This window comes from Sphingomonas sp. PL20 (genome assembly GCF_017875905.1).
In the GTDB taxonomy this organism is placed as follows: Bacteria; Pseudomonadota; Alphaproteobacteria; order Sphingomonadales; family Sphingomonadaceae; genus Sphingomonas; species Sphingomonas echinoides.
In genome coordinates this window covers 4,549,542-4,569,276 of sequence record NZ_JAGINH010000002.1, presented here as the reverse complement: position 1 = coordinate 4,569,276, position 19,735 = coordinate 4,549,542, and the positions used below count along the sequence as shown (strand labels likewise).

Below are 19,735 nucleotides of genomic sequence, written 5' to 3'. Positions count from 1 at the left end.
ACAGGAAAGACCCCGACCTTATGCTGACCCCCGTGGAGGATGGCCCCGCCATCGTCGCCTGCAACACCTGTCGCCACAGCGGCGACGCGAAAGAGGATGCGGCCGGGCTGCGCGGCGGCGCGCGGCTGGTCGCGGCGTTGCGCGAAGTGCAGGCCGGTGACCCACGCTATGCGGGCATCGCCGTCCAGGAAATGCCGTGCCTGTTCGCCTGCACCGAATTCTGCACCGTGCATCTGCGTGCGCCGGGCAAGGTCGGCTATGTGCTGGGGCGCTTCACGCCCGATGCCGATGCCGCGACCGCCTTGCTCGACTATGCACTCGCCTATGCCGAGAGCGAGCATGGCCGCGTGCCCTTCAAAGAGTGGCCGCAGGGCGTGAAGGGGCATTTCATCACCCGCACGCCGCCACCGGGCTTTGTCGCGCAATGAACGGTTTTGCATCGCGCGCCGCGTTCGATGCCGCGCTGGCCGATTTGCCCGAACCCGATGGGGCGGCGACAGGCGCTGCGCGCGCGCGGCAAGCGGCATTGACCAAACCGCCGGGTTCGCTCGGTCGTCTGGAGGATATCGCGCTGTTCATGGCCGGGTGGCAGGGCACCGCACGACCGCGCATCGCCCAAGGCCGCGCCGCCATTTTCGCGGGCAATCACGGCTTTGTCGTCCACGGCGTCAGCGCCTTTCCCGCCAGCGTGACGGAGGCGATGGTCGCCAATTTCGCGAATGGCGGCGCGGCGATCAACGCCCTGGCGGCGGCGGCGGGCCTGGAGCTTTCGGTGGTCGCGCTGGAGCTCGATCGTCCGACCGCCGATTTCACGCAAAGCCCCGCAATGACGGAGGACGAATGCCTGGCCGCGCTGTCCGCCGGGGCCGCAGTGGTGACGCCGGAGCTCGATGTGCTGGTGGTCGGCGAGATGGGCATCGGCAACACCACCGCCGCCACCGCTTTGTGCGCGCGCAGCTTTGGCGGCGCAGTGGCGGAGTGGGTCGGGCCGGGAACCGGTGTCGATCCGGACGGCATCGCCCGCAAGATCGCGGTGGTCGAACGGGCGCTCGCCTTTCACGCGGGCGCACCGCACACCCCTTTTGAAACGCTGCGGCGGCTGGGCGGGCGCGAGATCGCGGCGATTGCGGGCGCAGTGCGGGCCGCGCGGCGACAGCGCGTGCCAGTGGTGCTCGATGGCTTCATCACCTGTGCCGCACTCGCGCCGTTGGCCGCCCACACCCCTGCCATTACCGATCACTGTATCGCCGGGCATTGTTCGGCCGAGCCGGGGCATGTCCGCCTCCTCGCCCATTTGGGACTGGAGCCACTTCTGTCGCTCGGGATGCGGCTGGGGGAGGGCAGCGGTGCCGCCGTGGCCGTGTCGGTCATCCGCAGCGCGCTCGCCGCGCATAACGGCATGGCGACCTTTGCCGAGGCGGGGGTGGCGGGGGCGTTGTGAGCAGCGTCGTCCTGCATCTCCTGCGGCATGGCGCGCCGGAAGGCGCGGGGCGCTTGATCGGCCACACCGACGCGACCCCGCTGGCGTCGGGCATCGCCGCGTGCGTGGCGCAGGCGCGCGAGCTGGATGTCGCGGCGCTGATCGCATCGGACCTGTCGCGCGCCCGGTGCGCGGGCGCGGCGATCTCGACGGTGAAAGGGATCCCGCTGGCGATCGATCCGCGCTGGCGCGAATTGGACTTCGGGCAGTGGGACGGCCTGCCCCCCAACGCGGTGGACAGTGCCACGCTCGCGCGCTTCTGGGACGACCCCGATGGCTGCGCGCCGCCAGGCGGCGAGCGCTGGTCCGATCTCGTCGGGCGGGTGGCAGAGGCGCTCGCCAATCTGGCTGCGGTGCCAACGCTCGTGGTGACGCACGCCGGGGCGATGCGGGCGGCGCTGGCGGTGCTGTGCGGGTTCGATTCGCGCCAGAGTTGGGCGATCGATCTGCCGTATGCCAGCCTGTTGTCGTTGCGCGTGTGGCGGGGCGAAACGCCCGCTGCGCAGATTATTGGCCTGCGCCGATGAAAAGCGTCCTCCTGGCGATCCAGTTCCTCACCCGCCTGCCAACGCCGCAAGTGCAGGCGACCGAGCGCGACTTTGCCCGATCGATGCGCTGGTTTCCCGCCGTCGGGCTGATCGTCGGGGCGCTGGTCGCGGGCGGCGCGTGGCTCGGCGCACAGCTCGATGGCTGGGTGGCGGCGCTGGCGGCGGTGGCGGTCTGGGTCGGGGGGACCGGGGCGCTCCATCTCGACGGGCTGGCGGACCTCGCCGATGGCTGCGGTGCCGCACATAAGGACCGCGCGCGCTTGCTGGCGGTGATGGCCGATCCGCATGTCGGCAGCTTCGGCGTGGTCGCGATCGTGCTGCAACTGCTCGCCAAGCTGGTGCTGGTCCACGCCGTGATCGCGGCGGGAGGTGCTTTCCCGGCGTTGATCCTGCTGCCCTTTGCCGCGCGCATCGGGCCGCTGGTGTGGACGCTGTGGCTGCCACCGCTGCATGCGGGGCTTGGCGCGCGCTTCGTCGAGCACGTGCGCGTATCGCATATCGTCGGATGGTCCGTCGTGCTGGCGGCAGGGGCGATGGTGGTGCCCGCCATCCTGATCGCGGTGCCGTTGATTGCCCTGTGGGGCGTGTGGCTGCGGCGAACCCTCGGCGGTGTTTCGGGGGATTGCCACGGCGCGGGAATCGAACTGGTCGAAACCGGCTTGCTGCTCGCGGTGTTAGCCCTGCGCCATCTGTGACAGCGCGACCAACGCGTCGATGTCGAGATGCCGTTCGAGCAAAGCGGCAATTTCGTCCAGCGCCTGATCGACCGCCACCTGCTGGTCGATGCCGCTGCCCGTCCCCCCGATCCGCGCGAGCCATGCCGCGCGCTGACCGGCAAGATCGAGCAGACCGTGCACATAGCTGCCCGCGATGCACCCGTCGGCGCTGATCGCCCCGTCGCTCCGTCCATCGGCCATATGGGCAACCGGGCGGGCGGTATCGGGGCCGGCGGTCTCGCCCATATGAATTTCATAGCCCTGGAACGCCGCACCAAGCGCGGTGCCGTGCACCCGCGCCAGCGTCTTGCGCCCGGCAAGCACGGTGTCCACCGCGAGCAGACCCAGCCCGGCCACGCTGCCCGGCGGCCCTTCGACCCCCTGCGGATCGCTGATAGAGCGCCCCAGCATCTGATACCCGCCGCACAGGCCCAGCACATGCCCGCCGCGCCGGTGGTGCGCCAGGATGTCAATGTCCCACCCCTGGCCACGCAGGAAGGCAAGGTCGGCGATGGTCGCCTTCGATCCGGCCAGCACCACCAAAGCGGCCTCGGCCGGGATCGGCTGGCCGGGCGCGATCATCCGCACCTCCACGCCCGGCTCCAGCTTCAGCGGATCGAGATCGTCGAAATTGGCGATACGCGGCGTGATCGGGCAGGCAATGACGATCCGTTGCGCTTCGTTGACGATCGGGCGTTCGAGAATGACCGCATCCTCGCTCGGCAAGCGCGCCGCCGGGGCAAGCCACGGCACCACGCCAAAGCCGCGCCAGCCCGCCAGTTGCTCGATCTGGCGATACCCGTCCTCGAACAGCGCCGGATCACCGCGAAACTTGTTGATCAGAAAGCCGTGGATCATCGCGGCATCGTCGGGGTCGATCACCGCGCGCGTGCCGACGATCGCCGCGATCACACCGCCGCGATCGATATCGCCGACCAGCACCACCGGCACCCCGGCGGCGCGCGCAAACCCCATATTGGCGATGTCGCCGCTGCGCAGGTTGATCTCGGCAGGCGACCCCGCCCCCTCCACCACCACCACATCGCATTCGGCGCGCAGCCGGCGATAGCTCGCCAGCACATCCTCCAGCAGGGCCCCGCGCGCTTGCCGGTAATTGCCCGGGCGCAAGGTGCCACGCACGTGGCCATGGACGATCAATTGCGATGTGTGATCGGCCTGCGGTTTCAGCAGCACCGGGTTCATGTCGGTGGTCGGCTCGGTGCGGCAGGCAATCGCCTGGGTCGCCTGTGCCCGCCCGATCTCGCCGCCATCGGCGGTGACGGCGGCGTTGTTCGACATATTCTGCGGCTTAAACGGGCGCACGCGCAACCCGCGATTGGCAAGCGCGCGGCACAGCCCGGCGACCAGCACCGATTTGCCGACATCCGAGCCGGTCCCCTGCAGCATTACAGCGCCCATGCCAGCCCCCCAGCGATTGCCCACAGCAACAGGCACGCCCGGCGATAGATCACCAGCGCGCGCCGAATGTCGACGGCCCCCGCATCGTTGCGCCCGTGCGCGCCGATCCAAGGCTTGTCGTGCAGAACGCCATCATACCAGACCGGCCCGACCAGCCGCAGATCGAGCGCGCCCGCCATCGCCGCCTCGGTCCATCCGGCATTGGGGGAGGCGTGCTTGCCCGCATCGCGCGCCATCGTCCGCCACCCTTTGCCTGCGGCAAGGCAAATCGCGATCCCGGCAAGGCGCGCCGGGATCAGGTTCGCCCCATCATCGATCCGCGCCGCCGCCCAGCCGAACGCGCGCCAGCGCGGCTCACGGTGGCCGATCATGCTGTCGGCGGTGTTGATCGCCTTATACACCCACACGCCCGGCAGCCCCAACGCCAGCAGACAGAACAACGGCGCGGCAACCCCGTCGCAAAAGCTTTCCGCCAGACTTTCGATCGCGGCACGGCTGACCCCGGCGACATCGAGCGCGTCGGGGTCGCGCCCCACGATCTGCGCGACGGCGGTACGCGCGGCGGGCAGGTCGCCTTGCTGCAACGCCAGCGCAACCGCGCGGACGTGATCGTCCAGGCTCCGCTGCGCCAGCGCGGGAAAGGCGAGCAGCGCACACACCAGCCACCCGATTGGGCGAAGCCCCTCCAGCACCGCGCGTTGCAGCAACCAGCTCGCCCCGCCGACCGTCCCGATCAGCAGCGCCATCGTGAGAACCCCGAGCGCCCGGCGCGCCGCAAAGGAACGGTCGGGCCGGTTCCATACCTGTTCACTCATGTCGAGGATTCCGGCGAACAGCCCGATCGGGTGACCGATCCGCCGATACAGCCAAGCGGGCCACCCGATCGCCGCGTCCAGGGCCAGCGCGACCAGCGCGACCGGCTCAGCCACCGGCCAGAGCCCGATCGAGACGCGCGAGATCTCCGCGCGATGCGGACACACCCAGCCGCAACCAGCGCGGATCATAGTCGAAGGGTCGCGTCAGGATACCGACGCGCGCCAAGCGGTCGAACAACGCGCTCGCATCGCACGCCACCAGCCGGAACTGCGGCGAAGCGCCGATCGGCTCCAGTCCGTGGCTCCGCAACACCCGGTCCAGCGCCGCTGCCCGCTCCAACAGGGCCGCGCGGGTGCTGGCGATCCAGCCGCTGTCACCATAAGCCGCCGTGCCGATCGCGATCGCGGCGGCGGAGAGCGGCCAACTGCCGACCGTCGCGCGCCAACGTGCGATCATCGCGGCTGGCCCCACCGCAAAGCCCAAACGCACGCCCGCCAGACCGAAGAACTTGCCAAACGAGCGCATGACCAGCACGGGCTCGGTCCCGTCCAGCAACGGCACAATACTGCCGCCGTCCTGCGCATCGATGAACGCCTCATCGACCACCAGCCACCCCCCGCTGCGCGCCAGCCCCGCCGCCAGCGCCATCACATCGGCAGGCGCAAGCAAGCGCCCATCGGGATTGGACGGGTTGGCCAACACGATCGTGCCGCCCTGCCCCGCCAGCTCGATCGCGGCGTCGAAGGAAACGGGGACGCTCCCCGGCAACGCTTCGGCATGGGTGCGATACCCCGGCCAGACGTGGCGGAAGGGCGCGGGCAGGCCGAGCGTCGCCAAACCGCGCAAGCCGAATTCGGTGCCGGGCAGCGCCAGAACCTGCGGCCCCCGCGCCGCGAAATAGGCCATGGCGACCGCTTCAAGCTGACGAAGCGCGGCGTCGTCCGGCAAGCGCGCCCAGTCGAAGGTCAGCGCGTCGGCTCCCGGCCACGGCTCTGGATTGATCCCGGTCGACAGATCCAGCCACGGTGTCGGCGCTTCGCGGTAATAAAGCTGCGCCTCCACAAGCCGACCGCCATGTATGGTCCATTCCCGCAAGCGCACAGTATCCCGTCGTCTGGCCCCACCCGCGCTCGATCGAACGGTGCAGAGTGCCGCGTCCGCGCTATAGGGCAACGCGACTCTGTTGGAACCGCCAAAGCGATGTCGATTGCATTCACACGGACACAATTGATCCTGGGCGGCGCGCGCTCCGGCAAAAGTGCCTTTGCCCAGCGCCAGGCGGAGGGCCTGCCGGGGGCGCTGCTCTATCTGGCCACCGCGCAAGCGCTCGATGGCGAGATGGACGATCGCATCGCGCGGCATCGCGCCGAACGCGGCGCGCGCTGGCAAACGCTCGAGGCACCGCTCGCGCTGGCCGAGGCGATTGCCGCGCACAGCCGCCCCGAAACCGTCCTGCTGGTCGATTGCCTGACGCTATGGGCGTCCAACCTGTTGTTCGCAGAGGCTGATCTGACCTCGGCAATCGACGACCTCACCGCCGCCATCGCCGCTGCGCCGGGGAAAATCCTGCTCGTATCGAATGAAGTCGGCCTTGGCATCGTGCCCGACAATGCGCTGGCGCGCCGCTTTCGCGATATGGCGGGCACGATCAACCAGGCAATCGCACGCACCGTCGATTCGGTGGTGTTCGTCGCTGCCGGTTTGCCGTTGGTGCTGAAATAGCCGTGCAGGGCATGGTGGGCGATGACGGGCTCGAACCGCCGACATTCTCGGTGTAAACGAGACGCTCTACCAACTGAGCTAATCGCCCGCGAACCCGCTTGCGGGAACGAAGAAGCGCCCTGTGCCATCACCGGGCCGACACTGCAAGCCTCTGCGCCGCCGCGGCGCGCAATTACGCGATCGGCGCGCCGATCCGTTGCACCGCCCCAAAATAGGCGCGCATCGCCGCACTTGCGCGGGCGGACAGCGCCATGAAGGCGCGGCGGCGATCGAACGGGTCGGGCTGGCGCTCGAACAGCCCGGCATCGGTCAGCTTGGCGATCCAGCGCAACGCGGTGGTCGGCGCAACCGCTGCGGCAATGCAGAGGCTGGAGACCGAAACCTGCGACCGCTCCAGCTCGGCGGCGAACAGATCGAGCAGCATGTCCCATGCCGGATCCTCGAACAGCCCGCTCCCGAAATGCTGGTCGCGCATGCGCCGCGCGCGGATCGCATCACGAATGTCGCGCGCGGCGATGGGGCTGGCAGCGGCAGGGGCAGGCCCGCCGCGATAGGACATGCCGTGTTCGCCGACATGGCCGCTTTCGCGCGCCGGCGGGTCGGTCGCTTCGCCGGTCAAGCGGGCGAGCGTTTCGGCGATGCGCGCGACCTGTTCGTGCAATTGCCGCAACCGCTCTGCCTCCGCCTCCCGTCCGCTGTCGCGCACGCCGCCGGTGCCGCCCCCCGCCACAAACAACGCCGCGACATATTCGGCAAGGCTCGGCGCGCACAACAATTCGATCCCTGGCGTCGCGAGCGCGGCGGAAATGAGGTCGATCTGCTCGAAATCCAGCGCGACGATCACCCGCTGCCCCGCGCCGCGGGCGAAGGCGTCGAGCTGCGGCAGGACGGGTGCAAGCTGCGCCTCGCTAACCCCGCGCGTGTCGGCCAGGACAATCCCGACCGACCCGGCATGGTCCAAACGCTCGGTCGCGCCGTGCCAGTCGGTCCACGCCCAGCGTTCCCCGCGCACGGCGTCGCACACCTCCGCCACCATCGCGCGCCGATCGTCCGCGACGATCGCCAGAATGTCCGGGGCCTGTCGTCTTGCTCCGCCGATCGGAAACGCCCCGCCTGTCGCTTGCCCGTGCTTGTCCATCGCTGCCGCTCCGCTACGCCGGGCTAGGGCCGCGGCTGAGTACGCAAAGTACGTATTTCCCAAAGGCGGAACAGCGAAAGCCGCGCCGTTTCGGCAGCGATAAGGTACGCGAATGCGTGTCTTTGCTCCGCAATGGAGCAAAGTCGCGTCGTTCATTCGTAGACGGCACCGATGTCGGCAAAGGCATCGTCGCGCAATCCGGTCGTCGCCGCGCCCGCCACGCCCGCCGCCAGCGTGATCCACAACGTCATCAGCACCGCGCCCAGCACCCAACCCACCACGGTCAGGCCGGTAATCGCGCCGAATTGCTGCTCCATCTGGTGGCGCTGCGCCGCCTGCACCGCCTCGGGCCGGAAACCGCCCTGTGCCATCTCCGCAATGTAGCTGCCCTGGGTAAGCCCAAGCAAAACCACCGATACCACGGTCACGATCAGCCCGACGACGAGATAGGCCCCGAACAGCGTCCAGAACCGTCCCTTGGTCAGGTTCCACGACTCACCGATGATGACCTTGCCGCGCTGCATCGTCAGCGCGAAGACGAGCGAGAAGCGCACATAGAAATAGATCAGCACCGCAAAGGCGGCGAGGCCGAGCAGGATGAACACCGGCACCATCGCCCCGCGCGCGGCAACCGCCACCACCCCGCCGACCAGGCCAACCACCAGCGCCAGCACCAGATACAGCAGGAAGAAGCCGACCCACAGCAGCAACGCCACCAGCAGCATGCGCACTTCGTCCATGCTCAGGCGCAGATAGGCGAAGCGCCCCTCGCCCGGCCGCAACGCTGCGCGCAGGCCCGCCGTATAGAGCACCAGCAGCCCGATCATCAGCATAAGGTAGACGCCGAACATCTGGCTCATATGGGCCATCATCAGCGCGGGATCGCGCGCGACGCCGGTCGTCTGCGCCGTCACCGTCTCAGCCCCCACCCCTGCCAGTATCTGGCGCATCGCCAGCACCACCAGCACGTTCATCACCAGATACAGCAAGGCCCAGGCCGAAACTGCGGCAATGCGCTCGCGGATCAGGCGAAACCCACCGGCGACAATGCCGCCGACCGTCACGCCATTTGCCGTCCGCCCGTCATAGCTCGCGCCCTCATATGCCGCGCCATTCGTCGCCATCGCTCAGCCCCCATTTGCGTGTTCGATCAGCAGGTTGAGCGGATCAGCCCGGCTTAGTCCAGCGATTTGACGATCTCTTCAACCATCTTCTTGGCGTCGCCCAGCAACATCATGGTGTTGTCCATATAGAACACGTCATTGTCGACGCCGGCATAGCCGACGCCCCCCATCGAGCGCTTGATGAACAGCACGGTCTTGGCCTTGCCGACATCGAGCACGGGCATCCCGTAAATCGGCGAGGTCTTGTCGGTCTTGGCCGCCGGGTTGGTCACGTCGTTCGCGCCGATCACGAAAGCGACATCGGTCTGCGCGAATTCGCTGTTAATATCCTCCAGCTCGAACACATCGTCATAGGGCACGTTCGCTTCGGCCAGCAGCACGTTCATATGCCCCGGCATACGCCCGGCGACGGGGTGGATGGCATATTTCACGCGCACGCCATGCGCCTTCAATTTGTCGCCCATTTCGCGCAACGCGTGCTGCGCCTGGCTGACCGCCATGCCGTATCCCGGCACGATGATGACCTGTTCGGCCTGTTCGAGCAGGAAGGCGGCGTCCTCCGCCGATCCGCGCTTCCACGGCCGCTGTTCCTTGGCCGGACCGCCCGCCGCCGCGGTTTCGCCGCCAAAGCCACCCGCGATCACGCTGATGAAACTGCGGTTCATCGCCTTGCACATGATGTAGCTGAGGATCGCGCCCGACGACCCGACCAATGCGCCGGTGATGATCATCGCCGTATTGTGCAGCGTGAAGCCCATCGCCGCCGCCGCCCAGCCCGAATAGGAATTGAGCATCGACACCACGACCGGCATGTCCGCCCCACCGATCGGCACGATCAGCAGGAAGCCGATGGCGAAGCTCAGCACCGTGATCGTCCAGAACACCCACGCGCTCTGGTCGATGGTGAAATAGCCGACCAGCCCCAGGATCGCGGCGAGCACGCCGAGGTTGATCACATGCCGCCCCGGCAACAGGATCGGCGCGCCGCCCATATTGCCGTTGAGTTTGAGGAAGGCGATCACCGAGCCCGAAAAGGTGATCGCGCCGATCGCAACGCCCAGCCCCATTTCGATGCGGCTTTGCGCGAAGATCACGCCGCCCTCGGCAATGCCGAACGCGCCCGGATTGAGGAACGCCGCGCACGCCACCAGCACCGCCGCCAGCCCGACCAGCGAATGGAAGGCGGCGACGAGCTGCGGCATGTCGGTCATCGCGATGCGCCGCGCGGTGGTGATGCCGATGGCGGCACCGATCCCGATTGCGGCGAGGATTTCGATCAATGTCAGGCCGTCAACGTGCGCGATGAAGCCCAATTGACCGAAGTCTTGATAATCTTTGAAAGGCACATGCGTGATGAGCGTCGTCACCACCGCAATCGTCATGCCGAGGATGCCCATGCGGTTGCCGCGCTGGCTCGTCGCCGGGCTGGACAGCCCGCGAAGCGCGAGAATGAAGCACACCCCCGCGACGAGATAGGCCAGCGATGCCCAGGGATTGACGGTTATGTGTTCCACGTGTCTTCAACCCCTTGCCGTCACCCCGGCCTTGTGCCGGGGTCCACCGCGCCAATAGCCTTAGCGTCAGTGGATGAGTGGACCCCGGCACAAGGCCGGGGCGACGAAATTCAGTGCCTAGCCCCAGCAGGCGCCTTCTTCTTATACATCGCCAGCATCCGCGCGGTGACCGCAAAGCCCCCGAAGATGTTGACGCTCGCCAGCACCACCGCGAGCAGCCCAAGCCATTTCGAGGTCGCCCCGCCACCACCAATCCCCGCCGCCGCCGAGGCGATCAGCGCGCCAACGATGATCACCGAGGAAATCGCATTGGTCACCGCCATCAACGGCGTGTGCAGGGCGGGAGTGACCGACCAGACGACATAATAGCCGACGAAGCAGGCCATAACGAAGATCGAAAGGATCGAGATAAAGTCCATGGCCGATCAGAACCTCTCAAATTTCAGGATGCTCGCCCGTATCGCAGAGAAAAAAGAAAAAATGCGGACGGGCTTGCACCCGATCAAGGGTAGCGAAACGGGGGCGTGTAGGACAGCAGCGCTCATGCCGCCGGGAGCAACCGCGCGTTGACGATCTTGCCGCCTTGCGTCAGCCGGATCGCATCGCCGATTTCGGCATCGAGCACGGGCTTGCCCGCCTCCTTGTCCCAAAAGGCGCTGAGGAAATTGAACAGGTTGCGCGAGAACAAGGCCGAGGCGTCCGCCGCCAGCCGCGACGCGACGTTGCGATGCCCGACGATCGAGACGCCGTTCACCACCACGGTTTCGCCCGCGACCGCGCCCTCGACATTGCCGCCGCTTTCGACCGCGAGATCGACGATCACCGAGCCCGGCCGCATACTCGCCACCTGCGCCGCCGAAATCAGCCGTGGCGCAGGCCGCCCCGGAATCAGCGCGGTCGTGATCACGATGTCCTGCTTGGCGATGTGCGACGATACCAGTTCGGCCTGCGCCGCCTGATATTCCGGGCTCATCTCCCCAGCATACCCGCCCGAGCCTTCGCCCTCGATCCCCGCGACACTTTCGACGAAGACGGGCTTGGCCCCGAGCGACAGGATCTGCTCCTTGGTCGCCGAGCGCACATCGGTCGCCGAGACTTGCGCGCCCAGCCGCCGTGCGGTGGCGATCGCCTGCAATCCGGCAACGCCCACGCCCATTACGAACACGCGCGCGGCGGAGACGGTGCCCGCCGCCGTCATCATCATCGGAAAGGCGCGGCCATAGACGCTGGCCGCATCAAGCACCGCTTTATACCCGGCAAGGTTCGACTGCGACGACAATATGTCCATTGATTGCGCGCGCGTAATGCGCGGCATGAATTCCATCGCCAGCGCTTCAAGACCGGCTGCCGCATACCCCTCGATCCGCGCGCGGTCGGCAAAAGGGTTGAGCGCGGCGGCGAGCCATGCGCCGGGCGCGACACCGCTCAGCGTATCGGCGGCAGGCCCCTGCACGCCCAGCACGATTTCGGCACCCGCCAGCGTCGCGGCGCGGTCGGCAACGCTCGCACCGGCGGCGGCATAATCGGCATCGGCGATCGAGGCGGTCAGCCCAGCGCCGCTTTCGACCGCGACGCTGGCACCAAGGCCCACGAATTTCTTGACGGTTTCGGGGGTGGCGGCAACGCGGCGCTCGCCCTCGGCGGTTTCACGCAGGACAGCGATCTTCACGCTTATTTGCCCGAGATCAGCCACACCACCACGAACGCGATGATGAAGCACGCGATCGCACCATATTTCAGGACGGCAATGACCTTTTCATAGGTCGCGCGGTGAACTTGCAGCTCGCTATCGGCAGCCATCGTTTCTCCCCTCGAAGATCCGGGGTTACCCCCGCTTCGGACCCGTGCTTAGCCCGCACAGCCTGACCCCTCAACCCCCCTTACATTTGTTACAGGGCGCGCGTGCCATCGTGCCGCTTTGTCCCATCCGTCCCAGGACGGGGCGTTTAAGCCCGCTTTCATACCTTGTCGCTATGGCAGGCGGCTGGATTTGGCACGCATTGGGGTAAAGCATGACGCGCAACGGACAGCGCCTGCTGATGTTGATCGACGACGAACCCGCGCAGCGCCGCCTCGTCGCGGCGATCGCGGTGCGGCGTGGCTGGCGCGCGGTGTTCGCGGCCGACGGCGAAATGGCGATCGCGATGCTCGGCACGCCCGACGGGATGCAGCTTGATGCCGTCTTGCTCGACCAATGGGCCCCCGAGGCCGATCCGAGCGCGCTGATCGACGAAATTCGCGCGCGCCGCCCCGATCTGCCGTTGTTGCTGCTCACCGCCAATGGCTCGGTCGCGCAAGCGGTCGCGGCGATGCGCAGTGGTGCCACCGATTTCCTGGTCAAGCCGCTCGCGCCCGAACGGCTGCTCGGCGCGCTCGATGCGGCGGTCGCGGGCAAGGCGGCGGGCGAATTGCGGCCGCTCACCGAAAAGATCCCGGCGCTGCTGGCGTTTGACGAGATCGTTGGCTCGGCCCCCGATTTCCGCGCCGCCCTCGCCATCGCCGCCAAGGCCGCGCGCGCGCGCGTGCCGGTGCTGCTCGAGGGAGAGAGCGGCGTCGGCAAGGAAGTCGTCGCCGAGGCGATCCACGCCGCCTCGCCGCGCAACAAGAAGCCGATGGTCGCGGTCAATTGCGGCGCGCTGCCGCCCAATCTCGTCGAATCCGAGCTGTTCGGCCATGAAAAGGGCGCGTTTACCGGCGCGTTCGAACGCAAGATCGGGCGTTTCCAGCTGGCCGATGGCGGCACTTTGTTCCTCGACGAAATCGGCGAAATGCCGCTGGAGGCGCAGGTCAAATTGCTGCGCGTGCTGCAATCGGGCGAGATTCAGCCGATCGGCGCACGCCATGTTCGCGAAGTCGATGTTCGCGTGATCGCCGCCACCAACAAGCGCTTGATCGAGGAAGTCGAGGCCGGGCGTTTCCGCGAAGACCTCTATTATCGCCTCAACGTCGTGCAGGTGACGATCCCGCCTTTACGCGAGCGCACCGGCGACATTCCCGCGCTCGCCCGCCATTTGCTGGCCCGCATCGCGCAGCAGCCGGGCTTGCGCCAGCTTGGCATTACCGACGATGCGCTCGCCTTGCTGGGACGGTATGACTGGCCCGGCAATGTCCGCCAGCTGCAGAACGCCTTGTTCCGCGCCGCCGTTTTGTGCGACGGCTCAGCGCTCACCCGCGCGGATTTCCCGCAGATCGCGGCGCTCGGCGGGCAACGCCACACCACGCCGACCCCGGTGCCGATGGCGACCAGCGGCGGCGTCACGCTGTTCCATGCCGATGGCAATTTGCGCGCGCTGGAGGAAATCGAGGCCGATGTCATCCGGCTTGCGATCGGCCATTATCGCGGGCGCATGACCGAAGTGGCGCGTCGGCTCGGCATCGGGCGTTCGACCCTGTATAGGAAGCTCGGCGAATTGGGGATCGATAACGCTGCGGCCTAACTGCGGCTGTACGATCGCTTCATCGCAAATTCAGGGCCGATGCGGAAATATCTGCGGCGCTGTCTGTTACAGTGTGGAGGAGATTACCCATGTCGAAGAAATCCGTTTTCGCGGCGCTGGCCGTGCTGTCGATGATCCCGGCGGCCCTGCCGACCATGGCCGCCGCGCAAGATCGCGATGACCGCGACCGCCGCTATGAGCGCCAGGACGACCAACGCACCTATCGCGGGCAAGACGGCCGTTATTATCGCTGCAAGCGCAGCAGCGGCACAACCGGCGCGATCGCCGGTGGCGTCGGCGGCGCGGTCGCGGGCAATGTACTGGGCGGCGGCGTGCTCGGCACGCTGGCGGGCGGCGTTGGCGGTGCCCTGCTCGGCAAGCATCTCGACAAGAAGCATGACGCGGCGCAGAATCGCAAGAACGGCTGCTGATTTGCGGTGGGCGGTAGGCGACTGCCGCCCCTCCGCTACCAGAGGATCCCTTTGACGGGACGCATCGGTTCGGGAGCAGGATCGCCCAGCGCTTGCAGCAGGTCGATCTCGATCGTGCGGCACATCGCGCTCAGCGGCACGTCGTGCACGGTATTGGCGAAGGGATCGACCAGATCGTCGCCAATCCGCAGCACCGCAAGGAACATCGCCCCCGCCACGGTCGACCCGATCGGCGTGGCAAATTCCAGCGTTTCGACCAGCCCAATCGGCAGCAGCACGCAGAACAAGCGGGTAAACAGCTCGGGGAAGAAGCGATATTGATTGGGCAAAGGGGTGTTCTTCAGCCGCTCCATGCCGCCCTGTGCGTTGGTGATATCGACCAGGATCCGCTCGATCGCCGCTTGTTGTACGGTGTCGATCCAGCCGAGCGTGCGCGCATGGTCGATCCGGCGGCCGGTGCCATCAAGGATGCCATTGGCGGTGTTGGTGCGCGCAAGCGAAGGCTTGGCTTCGTCCGGTGACAGGAAGCGCTCCACCTCGGGCTTGGGGTCCTGCCGCCGCAACTGACACCGCAGCACGTTCACATACGTGATCTGCCGCAGGATAATCGCGCGTTGCAGATCGCGGCCTTCCGCATCGGGCAGGTAACTGCGCACCGTGCGCGACAGGCTGCGCGAGGCGTTGATCATCGCGCCCCACAGGACGCGCCCTTCCCACCAGCGCTGATAGGCCGAGGTGCTGCGAAAGCCCAGAAACAGCGCCAGTGCCGACCCGAACAGCGTCAACGGCAGCGACGGCGCGTGGAAGGGGAGCAGGTAATAGCCGCCCGTCACCACCACATCCCACACGAACAGCACGAGCAGCGGTCGCCACACCTCGGCGAAAATCTGGCGCAGGCGCGGGCCGGAATCGATAATCATGGGCGTCCTCCCTCCAACCTGATGGCTGGGTTACCCGTGCTGCTGGCGTCCGACCAGTGCCCGATCGCGCAAGCCACGCCAGACGCGCACCGCCTGCGCCGTTTCCGCGACATCATGCACCCGCAGCAGTTGCACGCCCGCCGCCACCCCCGCCATCGCCAGCGCGATCGATCCGCCAAGGCGCTCGCGCGCGGGCGCTTCATTGGACAGCGCGCCAATCAGGCGCTTGCGGCTCGCACCCAGCAGGATCGGGCAGCCGAGACCGTGCAACAGCGCTAGGCCGTTGATCAGCGCGAGATTGTCCGACAGCGATTTGCCAAAGCCGATGCCGGGATCGACGATGATCCTTGCCCGGTCGACCCCACCCGCGACGACCGCCGCAATCCGCGCCTCCAGCCAGTCGAACACCTCGACCAGCACATCGTGATAGCCCACCCCGCCATGGCCGCCCTTGGCCGGATCGGGCGAATGCATCAGCACGACTGGGCAGCCCGCCTTCGCCACCACCTCCAGCGCGCGATCGTCCCACAAGAGCGCCGCGACATCGTTGACGATCGCCGCGCCTGCGCCCAGCGCCGCCTCCATCACGCCAGCCTTGCGCGTGTCGATCGAAACGAGCGTTCCGCTGCGCGCGAGGCGTTCGATCACCGGCACGACCCGCGCGATCTCATCGCCTTCCCACACCGTCGCGGCCCCGGGGCGGGTCGATTCGCCGCCGACGTCGATCAGCGCGGCACCGGCCTCCGCCATCGTCACACCCGCACTGGCGGCCGCGGCCGGATCGTCATGCACCGCACCGCCGTCCGAAAAACTGTCGGGCGTCACGTTGAGGATGCCCGCAACCATCGGCTGATCGAAACGCAGCGTCCGCTCGCCCAGCACCAAAGGCGGGCGCGGCGCGGTGATCGCGGCGTGGAGCGAGGCAGCGCGCTCGTCGCGCAGCAACGGGCCAAGCTCGGCCACGGGCACGGTGCGCCGCCGCCCGTCCTCGATCACTTCATAAGCGGAGAACCACAGCATCCCGCCCGCCAGCCGCGCGACCTCGCCGTCGCGATCGACCGGGGTATCGACGAACTGGATCGGGCGGAGGTGGAGGGTCATGGTACGTCACCCCGGACTTGTTCCGGGGTCCACCGTGGTGCCATCCCCGCGCGATGTTCTTTGCGGCACCGTGGATGCCGGAACAAGTCCGGCATGACGGTTTGCGCTTAAGGCTGCGTCGCCAGCAGATAGGTCTGGCGCAGCACGTCGATCGGCTTCAGCCCCTCGGGTGTTTCATAATGCCAGAAGGTCCAGCCGTTGCACGCAGGCGCATTCTGCAGCGTCGAGCCCAATTTGTGGATCGACCCGACCGCGCCGCATACGCTTTCCAGGCTGCCATCGGCACGCACCAGCGCGCGGTGCTTGCGCTTGGCGTCGCACAGCACATGCCCGGCCGTCAGATACCCGTTTTCGACCAGCACGCCGAACGCCACTTTCGGCGCGGCCTTGGGGCTTTGCATCGTCTTCAGCGACGATTCGTCGAGCGGCAGCGCCGCAGCGATGCGTTCGCGCGCGGCGGCGATATAGTCGTCCTCGCGCTCGATCCCGATCCAGCGCCGCCCGAGGCGCTTGGCCACCGCACCGGTCGTGCCAGTGCCGAAGAACGGATCGAGCACCACGTCGCCCGGCTTGGTGCAGGCAAGCAGGATGCGATAGATCAATGCTTCGGGCTTCTGCGTCGGGTGCACCTTGACCCCGTCCTTCTTCAGCCGCTCCTGCCCGCCGCACACCGGGAATTCCCAGTCGCTGCGCATCTGCAACTCGTCGTTGAGCGTCTTCATGCTGCGATAGTTGAAGGTGTAGCGCGCCTTTTCGCCCATCGATGCCCAGATCAGCGTCTCATGCGCGTTGGTGAAACGCGTGCCCTTGAAATTGGGCATCGGGTTGGCCTTGCGCCAGACGATGTCGTTGAGAATCCAGTATCCCAGATCCTGGATCGCAGCACCGACCTTGAAGATGTTGTGATAGCTGCCGATCACCCAGATCGCGCCATTGTCCTTCAGGATGCGCTTGGCCTCGACCAGCCATTCGCGCGTGAACTTGTCATAGGCGCTGAGCGAATCGAACTTGTCCCATGCGTCGGTCACCGCATCGACATGGCTGCCATCGGGCCGCGACAGATCGCCGCCGAGCTGCAAATTGTACGGCGGATCGGCGAAGATCAGATCGACCGATTTGGCCGGCAGCGCGCGCATCGCGGCGATGCAATCCCCCTGCAGGATCTGGTCGAGCGGCAGCTCGGCCATCGGCGCGCGCGGCCCCGTGTCGAGCTTCGTCCCGACCCTGATCTTTTCCAAAACGCCCATCATGCCCGCCTTTATTCGCTGTCGCGCGCATCCCTGCGAATGTGGGGACTCCCGTCAAGCGAACATTGGTTAACGAAAACCTCTGCCAAATCGTTAACAAGACGGAACATTTCGGGAAGCTGGCCAGATGTTGAGTCCAGAGTTATCCACAGGCCCAACCGCTGGGGTGTCGCCGCGAGGACTCACTCGCGAGAAAAAAGATGGCCCCGGAACGAATTCGGGGCCGCGATCACACCAGCAGCGTTTCGCGCGAGCGATAGGCCGCTGCGACCGGGGCGAAACTGCGCCGGTGCAAGGGACACGGGCCATGCTCGCGCAGTGCGCGCAAATGGTCGGGCGCGCCATAGCCCTTGTTGCTGTGCCAGCCATACTGCGGATGCGCCTCGGCGTGGGCGAGCATGATCGTGTCGCGCGTGTGCTTAGCAATGATCGAGGCGGCGGCAATCGACAGGCTGATCGAATCGCCCTTCACGATCGGCGTCGCGGCAAAGCCCCATTTGGGCAGGCGATTGCCATCCACCAACACATGCCCCGGCGCACAGCCGAGCGCCTCCACCGCGAGCGTCATCGCCTTCATCGTCGCCCAATAGATGTTGAGCGTGTCGATCTCCTCGGCCTCGACAATCCCGATTCCGACGATCGCACAGGCGCGCAACCGGTCATGCAGGCGCGCACGGTCGGCATGGGCGAGCTTCTTCGAATCGTCGATCCCGCGCGGGATACCTTTGGGCGGCAGGATAACGGCAGCCGCCACTACCGGCCCGGCCAGCGGCCCGCGCCCGGCCTCATCCACCCCTGCGACGGGCGCAAGGCAGAGCTTTTCGTGTTTCAGGCTAGGCATCGTCCAAGCGCCATGGCGGATAGCGGCGGTTCTCGCCAGCCTGGTAGAGGCACACCGCATTGCCCGCGGGATCGCGCAGCCGCGCTTCGCGCCAGCCCCAGGGCTGGTCGGTCGGCGGCTGATCGAACACCAGCCCCGCCGCCTGGAGCCGCGCGACCTCGGCGTCGAGATCGGCGCATTCGAAGAACACCGTCGGTTCCGCGCCTTGCTCGATCGAGAGCGTTGCGCCGCCGGGTGCTTCGAAGCGCGCATAATGCGCGTCCTCGGTGGCGACGATCTGGGTGAGGCCGAGCGTGCGGTAGAAATCGCAGGAGGCGGCATAATCGGACAGGCCGAGCGTGATCTGATTGAGCCGCCGCTCGGGCCCGAGATCCAGCCGGACGTTCTGATGCCCCATCGGCCCATGTCCACCGCCAAGGCCGGGGGCCTCGTGGAGCGCGAGGCGAACGAACTGGCGCGCGCCAGCAATCGCTGCGGTTAGCAACTGCCCCTGTGCCAGCAAGGTCGCGATCGCGGACGCCAGCGTGCACCCGGTGCCGTGGGTTGAGCTCGTGACGATGCGGTCCGACGACCAGCGCGTGATTTCGCCGTCGGGGCCGATCAGCCGATCGGTGAGCGTATCGCCCTCGCAGTGCCCGCCCTTGAAAAGCACGGTCGTGCCAAACGTTTGAGCGAGAAATTCTGCCCCCTCGCCCGTTCGTGCTGAGCTTGTCGAAGCACCGTCCGCACCAGACGTCCCGCCTGCGGGGGCGAGCCCTTCGACAGGCTCAGGGCGAACGGCGGGGACGAGCACACCCAATTCCGGCAAATTGGGCGTCACCACGGTAGCAATCCGCATCAGTCGCTCGAACGCCGCAATCGTATCGGCATCGGCCAACACATCGCCGCTGGTCGCAACCATTACGGGATCGAACACCACCGGGGCATCGATCGTCTCCAGCACATCCGCCACCGCATGCGCCGTCTCGGCCGACCCGATCATCCCAATCTTCACCGCATCGATCCCAATGTCCGACACACACGATTCGATCTGCGCGATCACCATTTCGGTCGGCACCGGCAGCACCGCCTGCACCCCCAAAGTATTCTGCGCGGTGATCGCGGTGATCGCGGTCATCGCATGGCCGCCGAGCATCGTCACCGTCTTGATATCGGCCTGGATGCCAGCGCCCCCGCCCGAATCCGAGCCGGCGATGATCAGGATGCGCGGGACAAAGCGCCCCTCCCGCTGGCGGGAGGGGTTGGGGGAGGGGCTGTCTTGGTCGGGAAGGTTCGTCACAG

21 protein-coding genes and 1 tRNA gene are annotated in these 19,735 nt (G+C 67.1%); 7 read left to right on the top strand and 15 right to left on the bottom strand.

Features of this window, described 5'->3' with window-relative positions; translation table 11 throughout:
• The first annotated feature begins 20 nt into the window (after positions 1 to 20).
• From H4W01_RS21705 to cobS, 4 genes are read left to right on the top strand one after another with little or no spacing between them, the layout of a single operon-like run.
• Complete coding sequence (locus H4W01_RS21705) at positions 21 to 428, top strand: DUF1636 domain-containing protein (protein ID WP_209613138.1); 408 nt, start codon at positions 21 to 23, stop codon at positions 426 to 428.
• Positions 425 to 1,441, top strand: coding sequence for a nicotinate-nucleotide--dimethylbenzimidazole phosphoribosyltransferase (cobT, locus tag H4W01_RS21700; RefSeq protein WP_209613137.1), 1,017 nt, complete (start codon positions 425 to 427; stop codon positions 1,439 to 1,441). Before H4W01_RS21705 ends, cobT begins: the two co-directional genes overlap by 4 nt.
• Positions 1,438 to 2,007: a histidine phosphatase family protein gene (locus tag H4W01_RS21695; protein WP_209613136.1), complete on the top strand. Its 570-nt coding sequence runs from the start codon at positions 1,438 to 1,440 to the stop codon at positions 2,005 to 2,007. The genes cobT and H4W01_RS21695 overlap by 4 nt, the downstream gene beginning before the upstream one ends.
• On the top strand, positions 2,004 to 2,723 hold the full coding sequence (gene cobS, locus H4W01_RS21690) for an adenosylcobinamide-GDP ribazoletransferase (RefSeq protein ID WP_209613135.1): 720 nt from the start codon (positions 2,004 to 2,006) through the stop codon (positions 2,721 to 2,723). The genes H4W01_RS21695 and cobS overlap by 4 nt, the downstream gene beginning before the upstream one ends.
• Here cobS and H4W01_RS21685 read toward each other — a convergent pair.
• The 3 genes from H4W01_RS21685 to H4W01_RS21675 are packed head-to-tail and all read right to left on the bottom strand — an operon-like array spanning position 2,703 to position 6,080.
• Complete coding sequence (locus H4W01_RS21685) at positions 2,703 to 4,163, bottom strand: cobyric acid synthase (RefSeq protein ID WP_209613134.1); 1,461 nt, start codon at positions 4,161 to 4,163, stop codon at positions 2,703 to 2,705. The genes cobS and H4W01_RS21685 overlap by 21 nt on opposite strands.
• Entirely contained in the window at positions 4,151 to 5,092 is a 942-nt protein-coding gene (gene cbiB, locus H4W01_RS21680; RefSeq protein WP_334685401.1) for an adenosylcobinamide-phosphate synthase CbiB, read from the bottom strand. The genes H4W01_RS21685 and cbiB overlap by 13 nt, the downstream gene beginning before the upstream one ends.
• Positions 5,085 to 6,080 carry an aminotransferase class I/II-fold pyridoxal phosphate-dependent enzyme gene (locus H4W01_RS21675; protein ID WP_209613133.1) on the bottom strand — a complete coding sequence of 332 codons (996 nt, stop codon included), beginning with the start codon at positions 6,078 to 6,080 and terminating at the stop codon, positions 5,085 to 5,087. Before H4W01_RS21675 ends, cbiB begins: the two co-directional genes overlap by 8 nt.
• A gap of 99 nt (positions 6,081 to 6,179) precedes the next feature.
• On the opposite strand from H4W01_RS21675, the gene cobU reads away from it, so the two are divergent.
• Positions 6,180 to 6,701 carry a bifunctional adenosylcobinamide kinase/adenosylcobinamide-phosphate guanylyltransferase gene (cobU, locus tag H4W01_RS21670; RefSeq protein WP_209613132.1) on the top strand — a complete coding sequence of 174 codons (522 nt, stop codon included), beginning with the start codon at positions 6,180 to 6,182 and terminating at the stop codon, positions 6,699 to 6,701.
• 12 nt (positions 6,702 to 6,713) lie between these two features.
• Here cobU and H4W01_RS21665 read toward each other — a convergent pair.
• The 7 genes from H4W01_RS21665 to H4W01_RS21635 all read right to left on the bottom strand — a co-directional run bounded on the left by H4W01_RS21665 (position 6,714) and on the right by H4W01_RS21635 (position 12,277).
• Positions 6,714 to 6,789, bottom strand: a tRNA-Val gene (locus H4W01_RS21665).
• A gap of 84 nt (positions 6,790 to 6,873) precedes the next feature.
• Entirely contained in the window at positions 6,874 to 7,839 is a 966-nt protein-coding gene (locus tag H4W01_RS21660) for a hypothetical protein (protein WP_209613131.1), read from the bottom strand.
• A gap of 152 nt (positions 7,840 to 7,991) precedes the next feature.
• Positions 7,992 to 8,963 (bottom strand): hypothetical protein, encoded by a 972-nt coding sequence (locus tag H4W01_RS21655; RefSeq protein WP_209613130.1) that lies wholly within the window; start codon positions 8,961 to 8,963, stop codon positions 7,992 to 7,994.
• Positions 8,964 to 9,016: 53 nt separating this feature from the next.
• Positions 9,017 to 10,477, bottom strand: a complete 1,461-nt coding sequence (locus H4W01_RS21650) for an NAD(P)(+) transhydrogenase (Re/Si-specific) subunit beta (RefSeq protein ID WP_209613129.1) — start codon at positions 10,475 to 10,477, stop codon at positions 9,017 to 9,019.
• A gap of 110 nt (positions 10,478 to 10,587) precedes the next feature.
• On the bottom strand, positions 10,588 to 10,896 hold the full coding sequence (locus tag H4W01_RS21645; RefSeq protein ID WP_209613128.1) for a proton-translocating transhydrogenase family protein: 309 nt from the start codon (positions 10,894 to 10,896) through the stop codon (positions 10,588 to 10,590).
• A gap of 122 nt (positions 10,897 to 11,018) precedes the next feature.
• On the bottom strand, positions 11,019 to 12,146 hold the full coding sequence (locus tag H4W01_RS21640) for an NAD(P) transhydrogenase subunit alpha (RefSeq protein ID WP_010406227.1): 1,128 nt from the start codon (positions 12,144 to 12,146) through the stop codon (positions 11,019 to 11,021).
• A 2-nt stretch (positions 12,147 to 12,148) separates the two neighbouring features.
• Complete coding sequence (locus H4W01_RS21635; RefSeq protein ID WP_086010570.1) at positions 12,149 to 12,277, bottom strand: aa3-type cytochrome c oxidase subunit IV; 129 nt, start codon at positions 12,275 to 12,277, stop codon at positions 12,149 to 12,151.
• Positions 12,278 to 12,489: 212 nt separating this feature from the next.
• Between H4W01_RS21635 and H4W01_RS21630 the strand changes: the two genes are divergently transcribed.
• Both H4W01_RS21630 and H4W01_RS21625 read left to right on the top strand, forming a co-directional pair.
• Complete coding sequence (locus H4W01_RS21630) at positions 12,490 to 13,914, top strand: sigma-54-dependent transcriptional regulator (RefSeq protein WP_010406224.1); 1,425 nt, start codon at positions 12,490 to 12,492, stop codon at positions 13,912 to 13,914.
• An 89-nt stretch (positions 13,915 to 14,003) separates the two neighbouring features.
• On the top strand, positions 14,004 to 14,345 hold the full coding sequence (locus H4W01_RS21625) for a hypothetical protein (RefSeq protein ID WP_010406221.1): 342 nt from the start codon (positions 14,004 to 14,006) through the stop codon (positions 14,343 to 14,345).
• Between the two features lie 35 nt (positions 14,346 to 14,380).
• On the opposite strand, the gene H4W01_RS21620 is transcribed toward H4W01_RS21625, so the two are convergent.
• From H4W01_RS21620 to H4W01_RS21600, 5 genes are all read right to left on the bottom strand, one after another.
• Positions 14,381 to 15,265: a bestrophin family protein gene (locus H4W01_RS21620; RefSeq protein ID WP_209613127.1), complete on the bottom strand. Its 885-nt coding sequence runs from the start codon at positions 15,263 to 15,265 to the stop codon at positions 14,381 to 14,383.
• Between the two features lie 30 nt (positions 15,266 to 15,295).
• On the bottom strand, positions 15,296 to 16,366 hold the full coding sequence (folP, locus tag H4W01_RS21615) for a dihydropteroate synthase (RefSeq protein ID WP_209613126.1): 1,071 nt from the start codon (positions 16,364 to 16,366) through the stop codon (positions 15,296 to 15,298).
• Positions 16,367 to 16,473: 107 nt separating this feature from the next.
• Positions 16,474 to 17,613, bottom strand: a complete 1,140-nt coding sequence (locus tag H4W01_RS21610; RefSeq protein WP_334685444.1) for a site-specific DNA-methyltransferase — start codon at positions 17,611 to 17,613, stop codon at positions 16,474 to 16,476.
• A gap of 229 nt (positions 17,614 to 17,842) precedes the next feature.
• Positions 17,843 to 18,454, bottom strand: coding sequence for a ribonuclease HII (locus H4W01_RS21605; RefSeq protein WP_209613125.1), 612 nt, complete (start codon positions 18,452 to 18,454; stop codon positions 17,843 to 17,845).
• Positions 18,447 to 19,733, bottom strand: a complete 1,287-nt coding sequence (locus H4W01_RS21600; RefSeq protein ID WP_435804014.1) for a bifunctional hydroxymethylpyrimidine kinase/phosphomethylpyrimidine kinase — start codon at positions 19,731 to 19,733, stop codon at positions 18,447 to 18,449. The genes H4W01_RS21605 and H4W01_RS21600 overlap by 8 nt, the downstream gene beginning before the upstream one ends.
• Positions 19,734 to 19,735: the final 2 nt, after the last annotated feature.